We start from the raw sequence: 16,589 nt of genomic DNA on the forward strand, positions 1-16,589 counted from the left end.
TGACCCGCGGGGCACCTCACACGTCCCCCAGCAGCAGCCGGGCCGTCTCCGTGCGCAGCGGGGTGGTCTGGGCCTGGACCAGGTGGAACTGGGCCTCGCGGGAGAGCCGGCCGGCGGTGTGCCCGTACTGGATCGCGCGGCCGCCGGAGACGGTCACGCAGGCGGCCGCCGCCCGCACGGCCAGATCCAGGACGGCCGCCCGCAGCCGGAGGCGGTCCCGGACGCCCTCGCCGGCCGGGAGCCCGTCGCGCAGGGCGTAGGCCTCGGCGCGCATCCGGGCGGTCTTCTCGGCGAGGCGCAGGCCGAGTTCCTCGTACGGGGCCGAGCGGAGCAGGAAGTCGGCCGTGGCGCGCAGCTGGCCGAAGACGGCCGGCTGGGCGTCGGCGTTCTCCAGGTCGTAGGCCCGGATCCAGTCGGCCCGGGGCACGACGCCGAGCACCCGGGCGTCCGGCACGAGGACCCCGCGCAGCTCGACGGAGGCCGTGTGGGTACCACGCATCGCCCACAGCGGGGCCCCGTCGGCAGCGGTGCCCAGCCCCTGCGCCGCGCCGCCGGGGGCGCACTCGACCAGGGCGAGGACCGCCTCGTCGGAGCCGGTGACGGCGCCGGCGTACAGGGAGTCGGCCACCCCCCACCCCGTCACCCACGGCATCGTCCCGGTCAGCCGCCACCCTCCCCGGACCCGCTCCGCGGTGACGGGCGGACGCGGACGGCGCAGGAAGGCGTAGCCCGCCGTGGGGCGCCGCTCCCCGCGCACGAGGCCGGGCAGCCAGCTCCCGCGCAGGGCGGCCCCCGCCGGGCCGGCCGCCTGGACCAGGGCCTTGGCCAGCGGCACGTGCTGGGTCCACACGAACCAGGTCGACGGGTCCACCGCCGCCAGCACCTCGTGGACCTCCCGGACCACCTGACGGGCCGTGAGGCCGGAACCCACCCCCGGTTCGTATCCGATCAGCCCGTACGCGCCGCAGGAACCGAGCGCGTCCAGGTGTGCGGGGGGCACCCCCTCGGCCTCGGTCCGCTCCGCCTCCGGCCGCAGCACCCGTACGGCCGTCTCCGTGACGGCGGCCACCAGCGGGTCGGCCGCCAGCTCGGGCGGGGTGGCCAGGGCGGTACCGGCTCCAGGGGCCTCGTGCACGACGGCGATCACCTCGGGGTGGGGGTCGGAACCCGTCCATCCTTCCCGAGCGGTACTGGAGACACGCTGGACACGCGAGTTTTTACCGACGCGTAACTTCCAAGTCTTGCTACTCGCCCGTAATTTAGCGGCAGCAGCCCCCCTTGTGATCCGGATCACGGGACGGAACCCCCACGCCATTCCCCTTGACCGCGAGGAGATCACACGATGCTGCCCTGGAGACGCCTGCTCCGCCCGCTGGCCGTCCTCACCCTGGCCGCCGCCGCGCTCGTCGCCCCCACCGGCGCGGCGCAGGCGGCGTCCGCTCCCAGCAGCGGCTGGAACGACTGGTCCTGCAAGCCGTCCGCCGCACACCCCCGCCCGGTCGTCCTCGTCCACGGCACCTTCGGCAACTCCGTCGACAACTGGCTCGGGTTCGCCCCGTACCTGGTCCACCGCGGCTACTGCGTCTACTCCCTCGACTACGGGCAGCTGCCCGGAGTGCCCCTCTTCAACGGGCTCGGCCCCATCGACAAGTCGGCCGGCCAGCTCGACACGTTCGTCGACAAGGTGCTGGCCTCCACCGGCGCGGCCAAGGCCGACCTCGTCGGCCACTCCCAGGGCGGCATGATGCCGCGCTACTACCTGAAGTTCCTGGGCGGCGCCGCCAAGGTCAACGCCCTCGTCGGCCTCGCCCCCGACAACCACGGCACCACCCTGTCCGGACTCACCCAGCTGCTCCCGTACTTCCCCGGGGCGGCCGACCTGATCAGCACGGCGACCCCGGGGCTGGCCGACCAGATCGCCGGATCGCCCTTCCAGCAGAAGCTGAACGCGGGCGGGGACACCGTCCCCGGGGTCTCGTACACCGTGATCGCGACCAAGTACGACGAGGTGGTCACCCCGTACCGGAGCGCCTTCCTCGACGGGGCATCCGTGCGCAACGTCGTCCTCCAGGACCTGTGCCCCCTGGACCTCTCGGAGCACGTGGCCATCGGCCTGACCGACCGGATCGCCTGGCACGAGGCGGTCAACGCCCTCGACCCGGCGCACGCGGAACGCACCACGTGCGCCTCGGTCTTCGACTGACCCCGTCCCGCTAGCGGACGCTGCGGCCCGGCCCCGTCGCGCGGCGGCGGGCCACGGCGAACAGCACGGCCGCACCGACGGCCACCACCCCGGCGCCGGCGATAGCGAGCGCCGGGGTGGCGCCGTTCCCGCCGGTCTCCGCGAGGTTCGAGCCCTCCCTGCCGCCGGCCGGGGAGGGGGCGGAGGCCGGCGCGGCGGCGACCGGGGAGACGGCGCCCGCGCCGTTCGTCCTCGGGTCGTCGTCGCCGTGGCCGCCGTGCTCCACGGTGGACTTGCCCGCGCCGTCGGAGATCTGGCGGTCCGTCGGCGCCTTGGGCGGCTCCACCGGCGCGGGCCGCGAGGGCTGCGTGGAGGGGCTCGCGGTGTCCGCGGTGCCCGTCCCCGGGACGGCGCCCGTACCGCCGCCGGCGCCGCTCCCGGTGTCCTTGCCGAAGACCACGTCCGAGCAGGTGTAGAAGGCCTCCGGGCTGTCCGAGCGCTGCCAGACGCTGTAGACGAGGTGCCGCCCGCTCTTCTTCGGCACCACCCCGCTGAAGACGTAGTCGCCGTTCCGCATGCCCGGGTCGGTGACCTTCGCGAAGGGGGCGGGCTCCAGGTCGGACCACTTCAGCGGCTTCGACGGGTCGTAGCCGTCCTTCGTCACGTACAGCTCGAAGGAGCCCTTGTGCGGGGCGGTGCCCTTGTAGCGGAAGGTGTGCGCCCCGGCCGTCATCGGGGTGGCCGGCCAGTCGGCGCGGGCCAGGTCCAGCCCCTTGTACTTGGGGTTGCCCGCCGAGCACAGCTGCCCGTCCGGGATCAGGGACCGGCTCTTCCCGGCCGCGTTCGCGATGTTCACCGCGTTCCAGTCGTAGAAGGCCTGCGGCCCGCTCGCGGTGACCGCCGCCCTGCACGCCGCCGACTTCGGCGCCTCCGGCCCCTCCGCGTAGCACGCTGCCACCCGGCTGACCGGATCCGTCATCGACCCGTGGGCGGCGGCCGGTACGGCCGCGTACGCGGCCACCGCGAGCGGGGCGAGACCGGCGGCGGCGATACGGGCGGCGGTGCGGCTGCGGCGTACGGGCATGGGTGGATCTCCTTCGGGCGCGGGACGGGGTGCACCAGCGGAACCGGCCGCCGCGGCGCCGCCCCCGTCGGGGCCCGGCGCCGCCCCGCGGCCTCCCTGGCCCGGCCAAGCTAGCCCGCGGGCAAGCCCGTTCGGCCGCCTTCGCGGCCCCTGGGGGGATCCTTAGGCTCCGCTTAAGGAAGCGCTAAGCACCCCCACAGGAACCCCGCCCGGGCTACCCCAGCAGCGCGCTCAGCCCGTCCGCCGCGAGGGCCTGTTCCTCCAGTGCGTCCAGTGCCCGTACGGCCTGGGACGCCGCCTCGGGGTCGCTCGTCGTCAGCCCGCTGGCCGCGAACTCGTCCTCGTCCAGGCGCAGGACGGACTTCCCGTCCGCCGACACCCACAGGTCCAGGTCCAGGTCCTCCACGAGGATCCCGCCGTCCCGGACCACGGCCGGGCGCGTGACGTCGCAGTACCAGCCCTTCAGGACGCCCTCGCCGCTCCACACCTCCTTGACCGCGTACCAGCGCGTCCGCCAGAAGTGCTCGACGAACACGTCGCCGGGCTCGAAGCGGACGAAGCCGAAGTCCCGTACGCCCTCGGCCGCCCAGGGGGCCCGCACCGAGATCCGGTCCCCGTCGTCGGCCAGCTGCGCCGCCGGATAGCTGATCTTGGTCCGGCCGCCCTTGGTGAGGGTGATGGTCCAGGTGGTGCTCATCGTGATGCTCCTCCAAGCCTCTTCGTGAAGCGCGTCTCGGTCGCGCAGACCTCGTATCCGAACCATGCGTTGATCGCGAGCATCGGCTCGTTCCCGGCGTCGTTGCCGGTGAAGGCCTCGGTGTACCCCGCCGCGCGCGCCCGGCGCAGCGAGTCCGTCTTGGCGAGCTTGGCCAGGCCCCGGCCGCGGAAGGCGCGCCGGGTGCCGGTCATCGCCGAGGAGTAGCGGGTGCGGCCGTCGGTCCGGGCGGCCGAGAAGGCGGCCACGGTCCCGTCGACGAGGGCGACCGAGGTCAGCCCGTGGTCGAGGGTCGGATCGTGCCAGACGCCGTCCAGCCACTCCTGGTAGTCGTCCAGTTCGGCCGGGACGTCGCCCGGCTCGTCGGCGGTGGCCTCGGCGTCGGCCTCGTAGAGCGGACGGGGGTCGTCGGCGAAGGCCGAGGCCGGGCGCAGTTCCACCCCGGCGGGCAGGACGTCGGGGAGCGGCGGGAGGGCGGCCGCCGCCAGGTCCAGGCGCAGGAAGTGCGCGGACCGGCTCGCGCGGTAGCCGTGCCGCTCGGCGAAGGCCCGGTGGGCGGGCTCGTCGAGCACCCAGGCGTACACGTCCACGGCCCCCTGCGCGGCCAGGTGCCCCTCCGCCGCGCGCAGCAGGGCGGTGCCGGCGCCGAGGGCGCGGTGGGCTGGGTCGACGTAGGCGTTGACGTAGGACCGGCCGGGCTCGGGGCTGTCGTGGGCGAGGCCGACCTGGGCGGTGCCGACCGTACGGCCGTCGGCGGTCTCGGCGACCAGGAGGCGGTAGCGCGCGGAGGGGTGCGCGGAGCCCAGCTCGAAGGCCACGCCGGCCGGGGTGGTCACCAGGAAGGGGAGGGCGGCGCGGCGCACCCGTACGACGGACTCGGCGTCCGTGGGGTCGTCGGGGCGCAGATCGCGGACGCGGACGGCGTGGAGGCTCATACCGGCGACGTTACGGGCGGATCCGCCCCCGGCGCCCGCGAATTACAATCGGCGCGTGACCTCGACCACCCCACTCAGGCTCAAGATCGACGGCGCGGCAGGCTCGGCGGCCCCGTACGAACAGCTGCGCGCGCAGATCGCGGACCGGGCCCGCTCCGGCCGGCTTCCGGCGGGCTTCAAGCTGCCGACGGTGCGGGGGCTGGCGGAGGAGCTGGGGCTGGCGGCGAACACCGTCGCGAAGGCCTACCGGGCGCTGGAGGCCGACGGGGTGATCGAGACACGGGGGCGGAACGGGACGTTCGTCGCCGCCGGTGAGGGGTCCTCGCAGGAGGCCGCCCTCGCCGCGCAGGCGTTCGCGGAACGGGCCCACCGGCTGGGCCTCACGGAAGCCGAGGCGCTGGCCGCGGCCACGGCCGCCCTCCGGGCCCGCTACGCGGCGAGGTAGCCCCCGGCCCCGTACGTGCGCTGCGCGCCCGTGCGCTCGAACGCCGCGCGGGCCGGATGTCGCGCGGCGAAACCGCAGCCCCTCCGGCGCTTGAGGCGCTGAGTCCGGGGGCGGCGCCCCCGGGAGGCCCCGCCCGGGCACCGGAAGGCGCTCAGAGGTAGAGGCCCGCCTCCGACTGCGGCTGCGCCGGAAGCACCGCCGCCGGTCCCGTTCCCCGCCGGAGGGCGAAGAGTTCCGCCAGGGTCGCCCCCTCCCGGGAGACCCCCTCGTCGGTGCCGAGCCACTCCACCGCCTCCCGGTGCGTCAGCCGGCCGACCTCGATGCGGGCCAGGCACCGCCCCGGCCGGACCACCGCCGGGTGCAGCCGCTCCAGGTCCTCGTTGGTCGTGACCCCGACCAGTACGTTGCGGCCCTGCCCCAGCAGGCCGTCCGTCAGGTTCAGCAGCCGCGACAGCGCCTGACCCGCCGTGTGCCGGGCCTCGCCGCGGATCAGCTCGTCGCAGTCCTCCAGCAGCAGCAGCCGCCAGCGCCCCTTCGCGGTGCCCTCGTCCTCGCCGATCGCGATGTCCATCAGGTAGCCCACGTCGTTGAACAGACGCTCCGGGTCCAGGACGCAGTCCACCTGGCACCAGTCCCGCCACGAGCGGGCCAGCGTCCGCAGCGCGGAGGTCTTGCCCGTCCCCGGCGGCCCGTGCAACAGCAGCAGCCGTCCGGCGATGTCGTCCGGGGTCACCTTCATCAGCCGGTCCATCGCCGTGGCCACCGGCGCCGTGTAGTTCGGCCGCACCTCGGCCCACGTACCGGCCGAGATCTGCCGGGTCGTCCGGTACGGGCCCCGGCGCGGGGAGACGTACCAGAAGCCCATCGTGACGTTCTCCGGCTGCGGTTCGGGCTCGTCCTGGGCCCCGTCCGTGGCCTGGCCGAGCACCCGCTGCGCGAGCTCCTCGCTGACCGCGGTGACCGTCACGTCCGCGCCCCGGCTCCAGCGGGAGACCAGCACCGTCCAGCCCTCGCCCTCGGCGAGCGTGGCGCTGCGGTCGGTGTCGCGGGCCGAGCGGAGCACGGTGGCCTGCGGGGGCAGCAGTGTGGCCTCCGTCTTCACCCGCTCGATGGTGACGCTCTGCGCGTACGGCTGCTCGCCGGTCGCGAACCGGCCGAGGAAGAGCGCGTCCACGACATCCGACGGAGAGTCACTATCGTCCACGTGGAGCCGGATCGGCAGCGCGTCATGCGGGTCTGCTGGCATGGCGCCCATGATCCGGCACGAACTGCCCTCCCGCACCCGTGTTTCGCCGGAACGGGTGGACGGGTCACCTCTTCAAACCCCTCGCGCGTGAAGATTCCGCCGCCGATCCCACCCCGAAAATTCTTGGCATGAACACTTCCGGCCATCCCCGGCTGCTTGTACCAACGACTGAGGAGTAACCCCCACAAGGAGCCGCACACATGAGCATGAGAATGTCCCGCGTCGCAGCCCTGGCCTCCTCCCTCCTCCTCGCCGCCGGAGCCGCCCTGTTCGGCGCCGGTGAGGCCGCCGCCCAGGCCGACTTCGGCTACGTCGCCCTCGGCGATTCGTACTCCTCCGGCGTCGGCGCCGGAAACTACGACTCCGCCAGCGGTGACTGCAAGCGCACCACCCGCGCCTACCCCGCGCTGTGGGCCGTCGCCCACGCCCCGCAGAGCTTCGCCTTCACCGCCTGTTCGGGCGCCCGCACCGGAGACGTCCTCTCCGGCCAGCTCGGCCCGCTCAACTCCGGCACAGACCTCGTCAGCATCACCATCGGCGGCAACGACGCCGGTTTCTCCGACGTGATGACGACCTGTGTCCTCCAGTCCGAGTCCACCTGTGTCAACCGCGTCAACCAGGCCAAGGCGTACGTCGACTCCACCCTCCCCGGCCAGCTCGACCGGGTCTACGACGCCATCCGCGGCCGCGCCCCCTCCGCCAAGGTGGTCGTGCTCGGCTATCCCCGCTTCTACAAGCTGAACGGCAGCTGCGTCGCCGGACTCACCGAGGGCGAGCGCTCCGCCATCAACGGCGCCTCCGACTACCTCAACGCCGCCATCGCCAAGCGCGCCGCCGACCACGGGTTCACCTTCGCCTCGGTGGCCGGCGCCTTCACCGGCCACGAGATCTGCTCCGGGGACGCCTGGCTGCACAGCGTCAACTGGGCCAACATCGGCGAGTCGTACCACCCCACCGCCACCGGCCAGTCCGGCGGCTACCTCCCCGTGTTCAGCGGCAAGGCCTGAGCGGTACGGCCTGAGCGGTACGGGCCTGAGCGGCAAGGCCTAAGGACTGACCGCCGGGCTCCCCGTCGGCGCCGGCCCGGAAGGCGGCGCCGACGTCCCGGCGGGCGGGCCCGACGGGCTCGCCGCAGGGGGAGTGGAGGCCCCGCCCGTCGGGGTCTCCCTCTCGCACGCCACGGAGAACTCCAGCCAGGCCGAGGTCTTCAGCTGCGGAGCGCGCACCTCCAGCCGTACCGCGTCCCGCACGTTCTCGCCCGGTCCGCCCACGGGTTCCTCGTGGTCGAGCTGACGGGTCCGCGCCCCGCCCGCCTCGTACGTGATGCTCTGCCACGGGGCCGCGGACGTGGACCCGTCGAGCCTCGCCCAGCGGTACTCCACCACGGCCGGCGTCCGGGCCACCTCGATGGTGGCGGTGAACGAGGGCGCGCCCGTCCCCGGCGGCGGGCAGCTCCCGGCGTAGGCGGCCCGCAGGGTGTGCGCGTACAGGGTGACCTCCTGCGCGGGACCCGTGGTCGCCGGCGGGGAGGGGGACGGGGAGGCCGAAGCCGGCGTGGACCGCGCGGGCTCCGCAGTGGCCGGGCTCCCCGCCGCCCCGTCACCGCCCCCGGTGTCGCGCAGCAGCAGCCACACCAGCAGGACCAGCACGGCCAGCAGCACCGCGATGCCGACGGTCAGCACCACCCCGGCCCCGCTCCCCGGCGGAGGCTGCCCGGGCGAGGGCGCGGCGGGGCCCGGAGCCTCTTCGTACGGCCCCCGGCGCGGCCCCTCGTACGGCCCCGCCACCACCGCCGTCGGCGCCTGCGGGTCCCACACCGGCCCGGCGGGGTCCCGTACGGCGCCACCCGCGCCGATGATCCGCAGCATCCGGGCCGCCTCCGCCGCGGGCAGCCGCGCGGCCGGGTCCTTGCGCAGCAGCCCCTCCAGCACCGGCTCCAGCGGACCGGCCCGCCGGGGCGGCGGGAACTCCGCCTCCACCACGGCCTCCAGCGTGGCCACCGGGGTCTCCCGCCGGAACGGCGAGACCCCCTCCACGGCCGCGTACAGCATCACCCCGAGCGACCAGAGGTCCGACTCCGGACCGGGCTCACGGCCCAACGCCCGTTCCGGCGCCAGGAATTCGGGGGACCCGATCACCTCTCCGGTCATCGTGATCGGTGAGGAGCCCGCCAGGCTCGCGATCCCGAAGTCGCTCAGCACCACCCGCCCGTCGTTGGCGACCAGCACGTTGGCGGGCTTCACGTCCCGGTGCAGCACCCCCGCCCCGTGTGCCGAGCGCAGCGCCGCCAGCACCTGCTCGCCGAGGTGCGCGGTCCGCTGCGGGGTCATCGGCCCCTCGCCCTCCAGCACCTCCGCCAGCGAGAGCCCGCGCACCAGCTCCATCACGATCCAGGGCCGGCCCTCCTCGGAGGCCACGTCGTAGACCGTGACGACCCCGCGGTGCGAGACCCGCGCCGAGGCCCAGGCCTCCCGCTCCAGCCGCCGGTACAGCCGCGCGACCTCGGCCGGGTCCAGCCCGGCGGGCGCGCGCACCTCCTTGACCGCGACCTCCCGGGCGAGCACCTCGTCGCGGGCGCGCCACACGACGCCCATGCCGCCGTGGCCCAGCGGCCCGAGCAGCCGGTACCGGCCGGCGATGACACGCCCGGACTCCCCGCTTTCGTTCGCGCTCACGCGATTCCCCCCTGCGTCACGAGGTGATCACTCCAAGTTAGCGCAGCGGGGCTCCGTCGGCCCCCCTCGTGACGACACTCTGTGCGGCCCTCACGGAGCGTGTTCCCAAGTGCCGCATCTCGTACGGAGAGTGACGGTCGACTCCGCTGAGTAATCGTCAACTACCCGTACTCACAGGGGTAATTCACACCACCGGGATACCCGAGGACATAGCGCAGGCGATAGGGTTAGCCTGCCCGGGCCGGGTGCCTTCATACGGGTGGGGAGAGACATGGAACAGATAACGATGCGCAGCAGGCCGCCCCGCGTGCCTGCCATCACCTGCGGGAGCAGCGCGACCAGCTCGCGCCTCGACCGCCATCTCGCCGTGCTGGGCGGGCCCGCAGCCCCGCGCCACGAGGTGGCCGAGGCGACCCTGCTGATGCGCGAGCTCACCTCGCGCGACCACACCCACGTGCAGCGGAGCCGGAGCGCGCGCGTCGCGCTGTTCGCGCCGCTGCGCAGGCTGCGGCGCACCCTCTTCGGCAGCCGTCGCGCCTGACCGCCCCCGGCGACCGTCCCCGTAGCGCAGCCGGCCCGTCCGGCTGCACCCGGCCCCGTCCCCGTCCCCTTCACCCGGCGTCCTCCGGCGCGCGCACCGCGCCGGAGCCCCGGCCCCGGCACCCCGGCCTCAGGCGACCACACCGTCCCCGCGGAGTTCCGCGATCCGTTCGCCCGTCATCCCCAGGGCGCGCAGCAGGGCGTCGGTGTGCTCGCCAAGCGCGGGCACCGCTCCCATCCGCGCCTCCGCGCCACCCGGCAGCCCGATCGGCGGCAGCAGCGCCCGCAGCGGGCCCACCGCCGTGTCCACCTCCCGCCAGCGGTCCCGCGCCGCCAGCTGCGGGTGCCCGGCCAGCTGCGCCACCGAGTTGAGCCGAGCGCAGGCGATCCCGGCCGCCTCCAGCCGCTCCACCGCCTCGTCGGCCCCCAGCTTGCCCAGCGCCCCGGCCACCACCGCGTCGGTGTCCGCACGCCCCCGGGTACGGGCCGCGTTGGTCGCGTACGCGGGATCCTCGGCCAGCTCCGGCCGCTCCAGCACCTCGCGGGCGAGCCGCCGCCACTCGCGGTCGTTCTGCACCGACAGCAGGACCCGGTCCCCGTCGGCCGTCGCGTAGGCGTCGTACGGCGCGATGACGGCGTGCGCCAGGCCCGTCCGTACGGGCTGTTCCCCGCCGTGCATCGTGTGGTGCAGCGGATGCCCCATCCACTCGGCGAGCGACTCCAGCATCGAGATCTCCACCGGCCCGCCGCGCCCGGTGGTCCCGCGCCGCAGCAGCGCCGCGAGCACCCCCGAGAAGGCGTACATGGCGGCCGCGATGTCGGCCGCCGGGATCCCCGCCTTCACGGGCCGCTCCGGCGTCCCGGTCACCGACACCAGCCCCGCCTCGCACTGCACGAGCATGTCGTAGGCGCGCTTGTGGGCGTACGGGCCCCCCTCGCCGTATCCCGAGACGTCCACGGCGACCAGCCGCGGGTAGCGCGCGCACAGTGCGGCCGCGTCGATCCCCAGGCGGGCGGCGGCCCCCTGCGCCAGGTTCTGCACGAACACGTCGGCGCCGCGCAGCAGGCCGTGCAGCACCTCCAGCCCGCGCGGGTCCTTCAGGTCCAGGGCGAGGGACTCCTTGCCCCGGTTGGCCCAGACGAAATGCGAGGCCAGGCCCCCGGCGGCGGTGTCGTAGGCACGCGCGAAGTCGCCGCCGTCGGGACGCTCCACCTTGATCACCCGGGCGCCGAGATCGGCGAGCTGACGGGTGGCGAAGGGCGCGGAGACGGCCTGTTCGACGGCGACGACGGTGATTCCGGCGAGCGGGAGGGGTTCGGTGGTCATGGGCCCTGCCTACCGGGTGGGAGCCGGATCTGTCACCCCCCTGCCCCGCCGTGGGCGTTCAGCCCCGGCCGGACGCGAACCGGCGCGTGGCGAGCGGCACGAACAGGGCCAGGAGCAGCAGCGACCACAGCACCGCCCCCGCCACCGGATGCTCCGCCGGCCATGCCGCGCCCGGCGCGGCCGCGCCGCCCGCGTTCCCGCACAGCTCGCGGACGGCGGTGGCGACGGAGCTGATCGGGTTCCACTCCGCGACCGTCCGCAGCCACCCGGGCAGCCCGGCCGTCGGCAGGTAGGCGCTGGACAGCATCGGCAGGACGAACGTGGCGCTGCCCAGCTGGCCGGCGGCCTCCTCGCTGCGGCTGACCAGTCCCAGGTAGGTGCCGGCCCAGGCGGCGGCGAAGCGGAACAGCAGCAGCACGCCGAGGGCGCCCAGCGCGCCCGGCAGCCCGCTCTCGGCCCGCCAGCCCATGGCCAGTCCCACCAGCATCAGCGGCACCATCGACACCGCCGTGGTCAGCAGGTCGGCGGCCGTCTGCCCCAGCGGGACGGCGGTCCGGCTCATCGGCAGGGTCCGGAACCGGTCCATCACCCCCCGGTGGGCGTCCTGGGCGGCGGTGAACATGCCGGTCATCAGGCCGTTCGCGGCCGTGGCGGCGAGCAGCCCGGGCACCAGGAACTCCCGGTACTCGGCGCCCGGCATGGCCAGGGCGCTGCCGAAGACGTAGCCGAAGAACAGCAGCATCGTCACCGGCATGGTCTGGGTCAGGATCAGCAGGGCCGGGGCGTGCCGGGCCTTCTGCAACTGGCGGGTGAGGACGGCGCCGCCGTCCGACAGCAGGGTGGTCACGCGGCCTTCTCCTTCTCGTCCGTGAGGGCGGAGGGGGTGCGGGTGAGGCGCAGGAACACCTCGTCGAGGGTGGGCGGGCGCAGGCTCGCGTCGGTCACCGGGATGCCGGCGGTGTCGAGCTCGCGGATGATCCGGGGCAGGGTGAGCGCGGGGTCCAGCACGGTCACGCCGACCGTCAGGCGTTCCTCGTCCAGGGCGGGCCGGCCGCCGGTGAGCCGGTCGAGCACGACGGCGGCCCCGGCGACCGCGGGCTGTTCGGCGACGGTGACCTCGGCGCGGGCGCCGATCCGGGACTTGAGCACGGCCGGGGTGCCGGTGGCGACGGCCCGGCCCCGGTCGACGACGACGATGTCGTCGGCGAGCCGGTCGGCCTCCTCCAGGTACTGGGTGGTGAGCAGGACGGTGGTGCCCTCGTCCGCCAGCTCTCGTACCGCCGTCCAGATCCCCTCGCGGGCCGCCGGATCCAGGCCGGTGGTGGGCTCGTCGAGGAAGAGCACGCGGGGGCGGGTGATCAGCCCGGCGGCCAGGTCCAGGCGCCGGCGCATCCCGCCCGACCAGGTCGAGGCGACCCGGTCGGCGGCCCCGGTGAGCCCGAACCGCTCCAGCAGGGCGTCGGCGCGCTCGCGGCCGGGGCGTCCGCGCAGTCCGGCGAGGCGGGCGAAGAGCCGGAGGTTCTCGCGGCCCGTCAGGTCCCCGTCGACGGAGGCGTACTGGCCCGTGACGCCGATGGCGCGGCGTACGGCGGCCGGGGCGCGGACGACGTCGTGGCCCGCGACCAGGGCCCGGCCGGCGGAGGGTGCGGTGAGCGTGGTCAGGATCCGCACGGCGGTGGTCTTGCCGGCGCCGTTGGGGCCCAGCAGCCCGCACACGGTGCCCTCCGGGACGGCGAGGTCCAGCCCGCGCAGGGCGGACACCTCGCCGTAGTGCTTCTCCAGACCTTCACTAAGTACGGCGTACGTAGTTGTCATGGCTGCACCGTACCGCATTACGTACGGTGTACGTAACTAAGATGGGGGGCGAGGGTCGCGAGACGACGAGGTGATGTGACCGATGGCTGCCGGCGGACGTCCCGCTGAACCCGAAGTGATCTGGGCCCGCCCGCAGCGGGCCGGCCGCGGGCCCCGGCCCGCGCACAGCCGCGACTCGATCGCGGCCGAGGCGGTCCGGATCGCCGACGCGGAGGGGATCGAGGCCGTCTCGATGCGGCGCGTGGCCGCCGGGATCGGCGCCGGGACGATGTCCCTGTACAACTACGTCCCGCGCAAGGAGGACCTGTACGAGCTGATGGTCGACGCCGTCGGCGCCGAGTACGACCTGACGCCGCCGACCGGCGACTGGCGCGCCGACCTGCTCGCCCTGGCCCGCCAGACCCGGGCCCTGATGCACCGCCACCCCTGGCTGCCCCGGCTGCTGAGCCCCGTCTACGGCTTCAGCCCGCACGCCCTGCGCTACCTCGAGCACAGCCTGGCCTGCCTGGAACCGCTGGAGGTGTCGGGGGGCGAGAAGCTGGAGCTGGTCGCGGCGATCAACGGCACGGTGGCCACCTTCGTGGCCGGGGAGCTGGCCACCGCCGAACGGGCCCGCTCACTGCCCTGGAGCGAGGACGCCGAACAGGGCGTCCGCATGGCCTGGCTCGGCTCCCGGCTCGCGACGGGCGAGTACCCCCGCCTCACGGCAGCCCTCACCCCGGGCGACCCGGTCCCGGGAACGGGCCTGGACATGGCGGCCGTCTTCGACCGCGCGGTATCCCGCCTGCTGGGGGCGTGGGCGGCGTAGCCCTCAGCCCCAGCCCGGGCGGGCGCGACGCGACCCCGCCGGCGGTAGCCGGGGGGAGGGGCGCGGGAAGCGCGGGGCGGGGAGCGGCGCCGCGCGGCCCCGGCGTGCCGGACGCAGGCCTCCGGCGGGCCGGACGCAGGGCCCGGTGTGCCGGATGCGGGGCCCCGGGGTGCGGGCGCAGGGCGCCGGTGTGCCGGGCGCAGGCCCCGTGTGCCGGATGCAGGGCGCTGGTGTGCCGGACGCAGGGCCCCGGCGTCTCGGATGCAGGCCCCGGAGTGCCGGATGCAGGCTCCCGGGGTGCCGGACGCAGGGCGCCGGCGTTCCGGACGCAGGGCCCGGTGTGCCGGACACAGAGCCCCGGGGGTGCCAGGTGCAGGGCGCCGACGTGCCCGACGCAGGCCCCCGGCGGGCCGGACGCAGGCCTCCGGCGTGCCTGACGTAGGGCCCCGCCCCGCACGCCGCCGGGGCGGCCGCCACGGTCCGGCCGGTGCCAGGGGCCGGCGGCCCGGCCCGCCCGCGGGCGTCAGAGCAGGGCGAACTGCCCGCCCGGGCCCTCCTCCTGGTGGTCCAGCACCGATGCCGGCCGGCGGGACCAGCGCGGCGGGGGCAGCACCCCGGCCGCCGTCAGTTCGGCGGCCGGAAGCGGCGGTCCCGCCGTGAACGCCGCCCGCTCCGGTGCCAGATCGGCCAGCAGCGCCAGCGTCGTCACCAGCGCGAGCAGCTCCGAGGTCCAGGACTGCGGCCACTCGGCCGGCCCGAACCCCTCCAGCCCCCGCACCCCCGGATCCCGGTGCGCACTCCGGGCCGCGAACCAGGACTCCAGCACCCGCACGCCCTGCGCCTCGTACTCCCAGGCCCCGGCCGGGACGGGCGAGACGGCCCCGTCCCCGATGGACAGGGTCTCCGTCTCCGCGTCGTACGCGAGCTCCTGGGGCCAGGCCGTCACCGCCGACCGGACGTACGGCCGCCGCCCGCCCGGCAGCCGGGGCGGCTCCCCGCCGCGCGCCCCGCGCAGCTGCACCGTGAGCAGCCGGTGGCCCAGCTCCAGCCCGGCCCGCCAGCGCTCGGGGTCGGCCGTGAGCGGGACCTCGTACCCCCGGACCCCGGGGCGCCCGGCCGCCAGGATCCAGCACAGCACGTCCTCCGGGGTGACCCAGCCCCCGTAGCGGGACCCGAGCAGCGCCGGCAGGCCCGGAGCGAGGTTCGCCTCGGCGCCGCCCGGCCGCCGGTGCAGCGGGCGGATCCGGCCGAGCCGGCCGGCTGGGAGGTGGGCGGTGACCAGCAGGCCCGGGTGCTCCAGCAGGAACAGCTGCTGCCCGTCCAGGACCCGCCACAGCTCGGGGCGGGCCGCGTCGATGAGCCGCTGGTCGGGCAGCAGCCACTGCTCGTCGAAGGGCGCGCGGAGCACCCGTACGGGGTCCGGGAAGGGGCCGGGGTCGTCGGTGAAGCGGGCGGTGGCCGCAGAGCGCTGCCCCGGCAGGGCGGCCGCACCGGCGGCGGGCGTACGGGCCCGGCTCGGCCGGAACAGCCTCTCGCGCTCCGGCCCTTCGGCCCCGGTCAGGGCCGTCCAGCGGGCGCGCAGCGTGGCCGGGTCGGGGGCCGCGACCCAGGCACGGCCCAGGCGCAGGCCGCTCACGGCCCAGGGCATCAGATCGTCCAGCAGCGGTACGTCTTCGCTCACCCGGCAGATGGTAGCGACGGCCGGCCGGGCCCGGGCCGCGTCCCGGCCGAAGGGTTACGCTCCTTATGTACGCGTCCGTCACCTACGTGGGTATCCGTACCGAGCGAGGAGCCGGCCATGAGTCAGTACGACGAGTATTCGACCCCCTCGCAGGCCGAGGGCGAGCGGCTCGACGAGGACATGGACGAGCGGCAGAAGGAGCAGCGCCACCACCCCCAGACGATGCGCACCACGCCCTCACAGGCGGAGGGCGAGCGCCTCACCGAGGAGAACGAGCAGCAGAAGTAGCGCGCGTCCGGGGCCCCCGGGGCTTGTGGGGCCCCCGGGGCCTGCGGGGCTCCAGGGGCTCCCGGGGCCCGCTCAGGGGGCGTCGACGGTGACCGTGAAGGAGAACCGGTCGCCCCGGTAGCGGATCCGGGCCACGTCGACCACGTGCCCGTCCTCCCCGTACGTGACCCCGGTGTAGTGCAGGATCGGGCTCAGCAGCGGCACCCGCAGCAGCTCGGCCGTCTCCGGGTCGGCGAGGCGCGCCTCGACGGTGTCCGTGATCCGGCTGATCCGCACGCCCACGACGTCGCGCAGCACCTTGGTCATCGGCCAGCGCTCCAGGTCGGCGAGGTCCACCGCGTCCGCGAGCTCGGGGCGCACCGCGTTCTCCGCCCAGTTCGTCGGCTCCCCGCTCTGGCCGTCGTACCGCAGGCGGCGGTACGTGACCACCTCCGGCAGGTCCGGGAAGTGCTCCAGCAGCTCCCCGGACACCGGCGTCCGCTCGCGGCCGAGGACCGTCGTCCGCTCGCCCGACTGCTGGGCCACGATCGCGTCGACCGAGCCCAGCAGCCGCACCGGGGCGCTGCGGCGGGCGCCCGGCTCGATGAAGGTGCCCCGCCGGCGGTGCCGGCTGATGAGGCCCTCGCCCTCCAGCTCCTTGAGCGCCTGGCGCATCGTGAGCACGCTCACCCCGTAGTGCTCGGCGAGCTGCTCCTCGGTCGGCAGGCGCAGCGAGGCGTCGGGGGTGCGCCCGAGTATCGAGGCGCGCAGCGACTGGGAGACCTGGTACCAGAGCGGCAGCTTCCGGTTCAGGACCAGGGAGTCGGGGGCGAAGGCGGTCACGGGTGGTTCTCCGTACGGGACTTCAG

General features: G+C 75.3%; 17 protein-coding genes. 6 read left to right on the forward strand and 11 right to left on the reverse strand.

Annotated elements, in window-relative coordinates:
- Nucleotides 1–16: 16 nt before the first annotated feature.
- Nucleotides 17–1,135, reverse strand: coding sequence for an acyl-CoA dehydrogenase family protein (locus ABT403_RS27910; RefSeq protein WP_344169001.1), 1,119 nt, complete (start codon nucleotides 1,133–1,135; stop codon nucleotides 17–19).
- Nucleotides 1,136–1,342: 207 nt separating this feature from the next.
- On the opposite strand from ABT403_RS27910, the gene ABT403_RS27915 reads away from it, so the two are divergent.
- Entirely contained in the window at nucleotides 1,343–2,203 is an 861-nt protein-coding gene (locus tag ABT403_RS27915) for an esterase/lipase family protein (RefSeq protein ID WP_344169004.1), read from the forward strand.
- Nucleotides 2,204–2,213: 10 nt separating this feature from the next.
- On the opposite strand, the gene ABT403_RS27920 is transcribed toward ABT403_RS27915, so the two are convergent.
- The 3 genes from ABT403_RS27920 to ABT403_RS27930 all read right to left on the reverse strand — a co-directional run bounded on the left by ABT403_RS27920 (nucleotide 2,214) and on the right by ABT403_RS27930 (nucleotide 4,916).
- On the reverse strand, nucleotides 2,214–3,266 hold the full coding sequence (locus ABT403_RS27920; protein ID WP_344169007.1) for a lytic polysaccharide monooxygenase auxiliary activity family 9 protein: 1,053 nt from the start codon (nucleotides 3,264–3,266) through the stop codon (nucleotides 2,214–2,216).
- A 214-nt stretch (nucleotides 3,267–3,480) separates the two neighbouring features.
- The gene (locus tag ABT403_RS27925) at nucleotides 3,481–3,963 is read right to left on the reverse strand and encodes a ribonuclease FAU-1 family protein (protein WP_344169010.1); all 483 of its coding nucleotides are present in this window, start codon (nucleotides 3,961–3,963) and stop codon (nucleotides 3,481–3,483) included.
- Nucleotides 3,960–4,916, reverse strand: a complete 957-nt coding sequence (locus ABT403_RS27930; RefSeq protein ID WP_344169013.1) for a GNAT family N-acetyltransferase — start codon at nucleotides 4,914–4,916, stop codon at nucleotides 3,960–3,962. Before ABT403_RS27930 ends, ABT403_RS27925 begins: the two co-directional genes overlap by 4 nt.
- A 55-nt stretch (nucleotides 4,917–4,971) precedes the next feature.
- On the opposite strand from ABT403_RS27930, the gene ABT403_RS27935 reads away from it, so the two are divergent.
- Nucleotides 4,972–5,361: a GntR family transcriptional regulator gene (locus ABT403_RS27935; RefSeq protein WP_344169016.1), complete on the forward strand. Its 390-nt coding sequence runs from the start codon at nucleotides 4,972–4,974 to the stop codon at nucleotides 5,359–5,361.
- Nucleotides 5,362–5,512: 151 nt separating this feature from the next.
- Here ABT403_RS27935 and ABT403_RS27940 read toward each other — a convergent pair whose 3' ends face one another.
- Nucleotides 5,513–6,616 carry a DUF5925 domain-containing protein gene (locus ABT403_RS27940; protein ID WP_344169019.1) on the reverse strand — a complete coding sequence of 368 codons (1,104 nt, stop codon included), beginning with the start codon at nucleotides 6,614–6,616 and terminating at the stop codon, nucleotides 5,513–5,515.
- Nucleotides 6,617–6,813: 197 nt separating this feature from the next.
- Here ABT403_RS27940 and ABT403_RS27945 point away from each other — a divergent pair, with 197 nt between their 5' ends.
- A complete protein-coding gene (locus ABT403_RS27945; RefSeq protein ID WP_344169203.1) occupies nucleotides 6,814–7,614 on the forward strand; it encodes an SGNH/GDSL hydrolase family protein in 801 nt (266 codons plus the stop codon).
- Between the two features lie 39 nt (nucleotides 7,615–7,653).
- On the opposite strand, the gene ABT403_RS27950 is transcribed toward ABT403_RS27945, so the two are convergent.
- Nucleotides 7,654–9,201, reverse strand: coding sequence for a serine/threonine-protein kinase (locus ABT403_RS27950; protein ID WP_344169206.1), 1,548 nt, complete (start codon nucleotides 9,199–9,201; stop codon nucleotides 7,654–7,656).
- A gap of 352 nt (nucleotides 9,202–9,553) precedes the next feature.
- On the opposite strand from ABT403_RS27950, the gene ABT403_RS27955 reads away from it, so the two are divergent.
- On the forward strand, nucleotides 9,554–9,823 hold the full coding sequence (locus ABT403_RS27955; RefSeq protein WP_344169022.1) for a hypothetical protein: 270 nt from the start codon (nucleotides 9,554–9,556) through the stop codon (nucleotides 9,821–9,823).
- A 129-nt stretch (nucleotides 9,824–9,952) separates the two neighbouring features.
- On the opposite strand, the gene ABT403_RS27960 is transcribed toward ABT403_RS27955, so the two are convergent.
- Genes ABT403_RS27960 through ABT403_RS27970 form a run of 3 tightly spaced genes read right to left on the reverse strand, consistent with a single transcriptional unit; the run spans nucleotide 9,953 to nucleotide 12,964 of the window.
- The gene (locus tag ABT403_RS27960; protein ID WP_344169025.1) at nucleotides 9,953–11,149 is read right to left on the reverse strand and encodes a CaiB/BaiF CoA transferase family protein; all 1,197 of its coding nucleotides are present in this window, start codon (nucleotides 11,147–11,149) and stop codon (nucleotides 9,953–9,955) included.
- Nucleotides 11,150–11,207: 58 nt separating this feature from the next.
- Nucleotides 11,208–11,996, reverse strand: a complete 789-nt coding sequence (locus ABT403_RS27965) for an ABC transporter permease (RefSeq protein ID WP_344169028.1) — start codon at nucleotides 11,994–11,996, stop codon at nucleotides 11,208–11,210.
- Nucleotides 11,993–12,964, reverse strand: a complete 972-nt coding sequence (locus ABT403_RS27970) for an ATP-binding cassette domain-containing protein (RefSeq protein WP_344169031.1) — start codon at nucleotides 12,962–12,964, stop codon at nucleotides 11,993–11,995. The genes ABT403_RS27965 and ABT403_RS27970 overlap by 4 nt, the downstream gene beginning before the upstream one ends.
- 82 nt (nucleotides 12,965–13,046) lie before the next feature.
- On the opposite strand from ABT403_RS27970, the gene ABT403_RS27975 reads away from it, so the two are divergent.
- Complete coding sequence (locus ABT403_RS27975) at nucleotides 13,047–13,772, forward strand: TetR/AcrR family transcriptional regulator (RefSeq protein WP_344169034.1); 726 nt, start codon at nucleotides 13,047–13,049, stop codon at nucleotides 13,770–13,772.
- 523 nt (nucleotides 13,773–14,295) lie between these two features.
- Here the strand turns inward: ABT403_RS27975 and ABT403_RS27980 are convergent.
- Nucleotides 14,296–15,420, reverse strand: a complete 1,125-nt coding sequence (locus ABT403_RS27980) for a type ISP restriction/modification enzyme (RefSeq protein ID WP_344169209.1) — start codon at nucleotides 15,418–15,420, stop codon at nucleotides 14,296–14,298.
- A gap of 150 nt (nucleotides 15,421–15,570) precedes the next feature.
- On the opposite strand from ABT403_RS27980, the gene ABT403_RS27985 reads away from it, so the two are divergent.
- Nucleotides 15,571–15,741, forward strand: a complete 171-nt coding sequence (locus ABT403_RS27985; protein ID WP_344169037.1) for a hypothetical protein — start codon at nucleotides 15,571–15,573, stop codon at nucleotides 15,739–15,741.
- 72 nt (nucleotides 15,742–15,813) lie between these two features.
- Here ABT403_RS27985 and ABT403_RS27990 read toward each other — a convergent pair whose 3' ends face one another.
- Complete coding sequence (locus ABT403_RS27990; protein WP_344169040.1) at nucleotides 15,814–16,563, reverse strand: GntR family transcriptional regulator; 750 nt, start codon at nucleotides 16,561–16,563, stop codon at nucleotides 15,814–15,816.
- Nucleotides 16,564–16,589 lie beyond the last annotated feature (26 nt).

Source organism: Streptomyces sp. NPDC000075, assembly GCF_040301925.1.
Lineage (GTDB): Bacteria > Actinomycetota > Actinomycetes > Streptomycetales > Streptomycetaceae > Streptomyces > Streptomyces polychromogenes.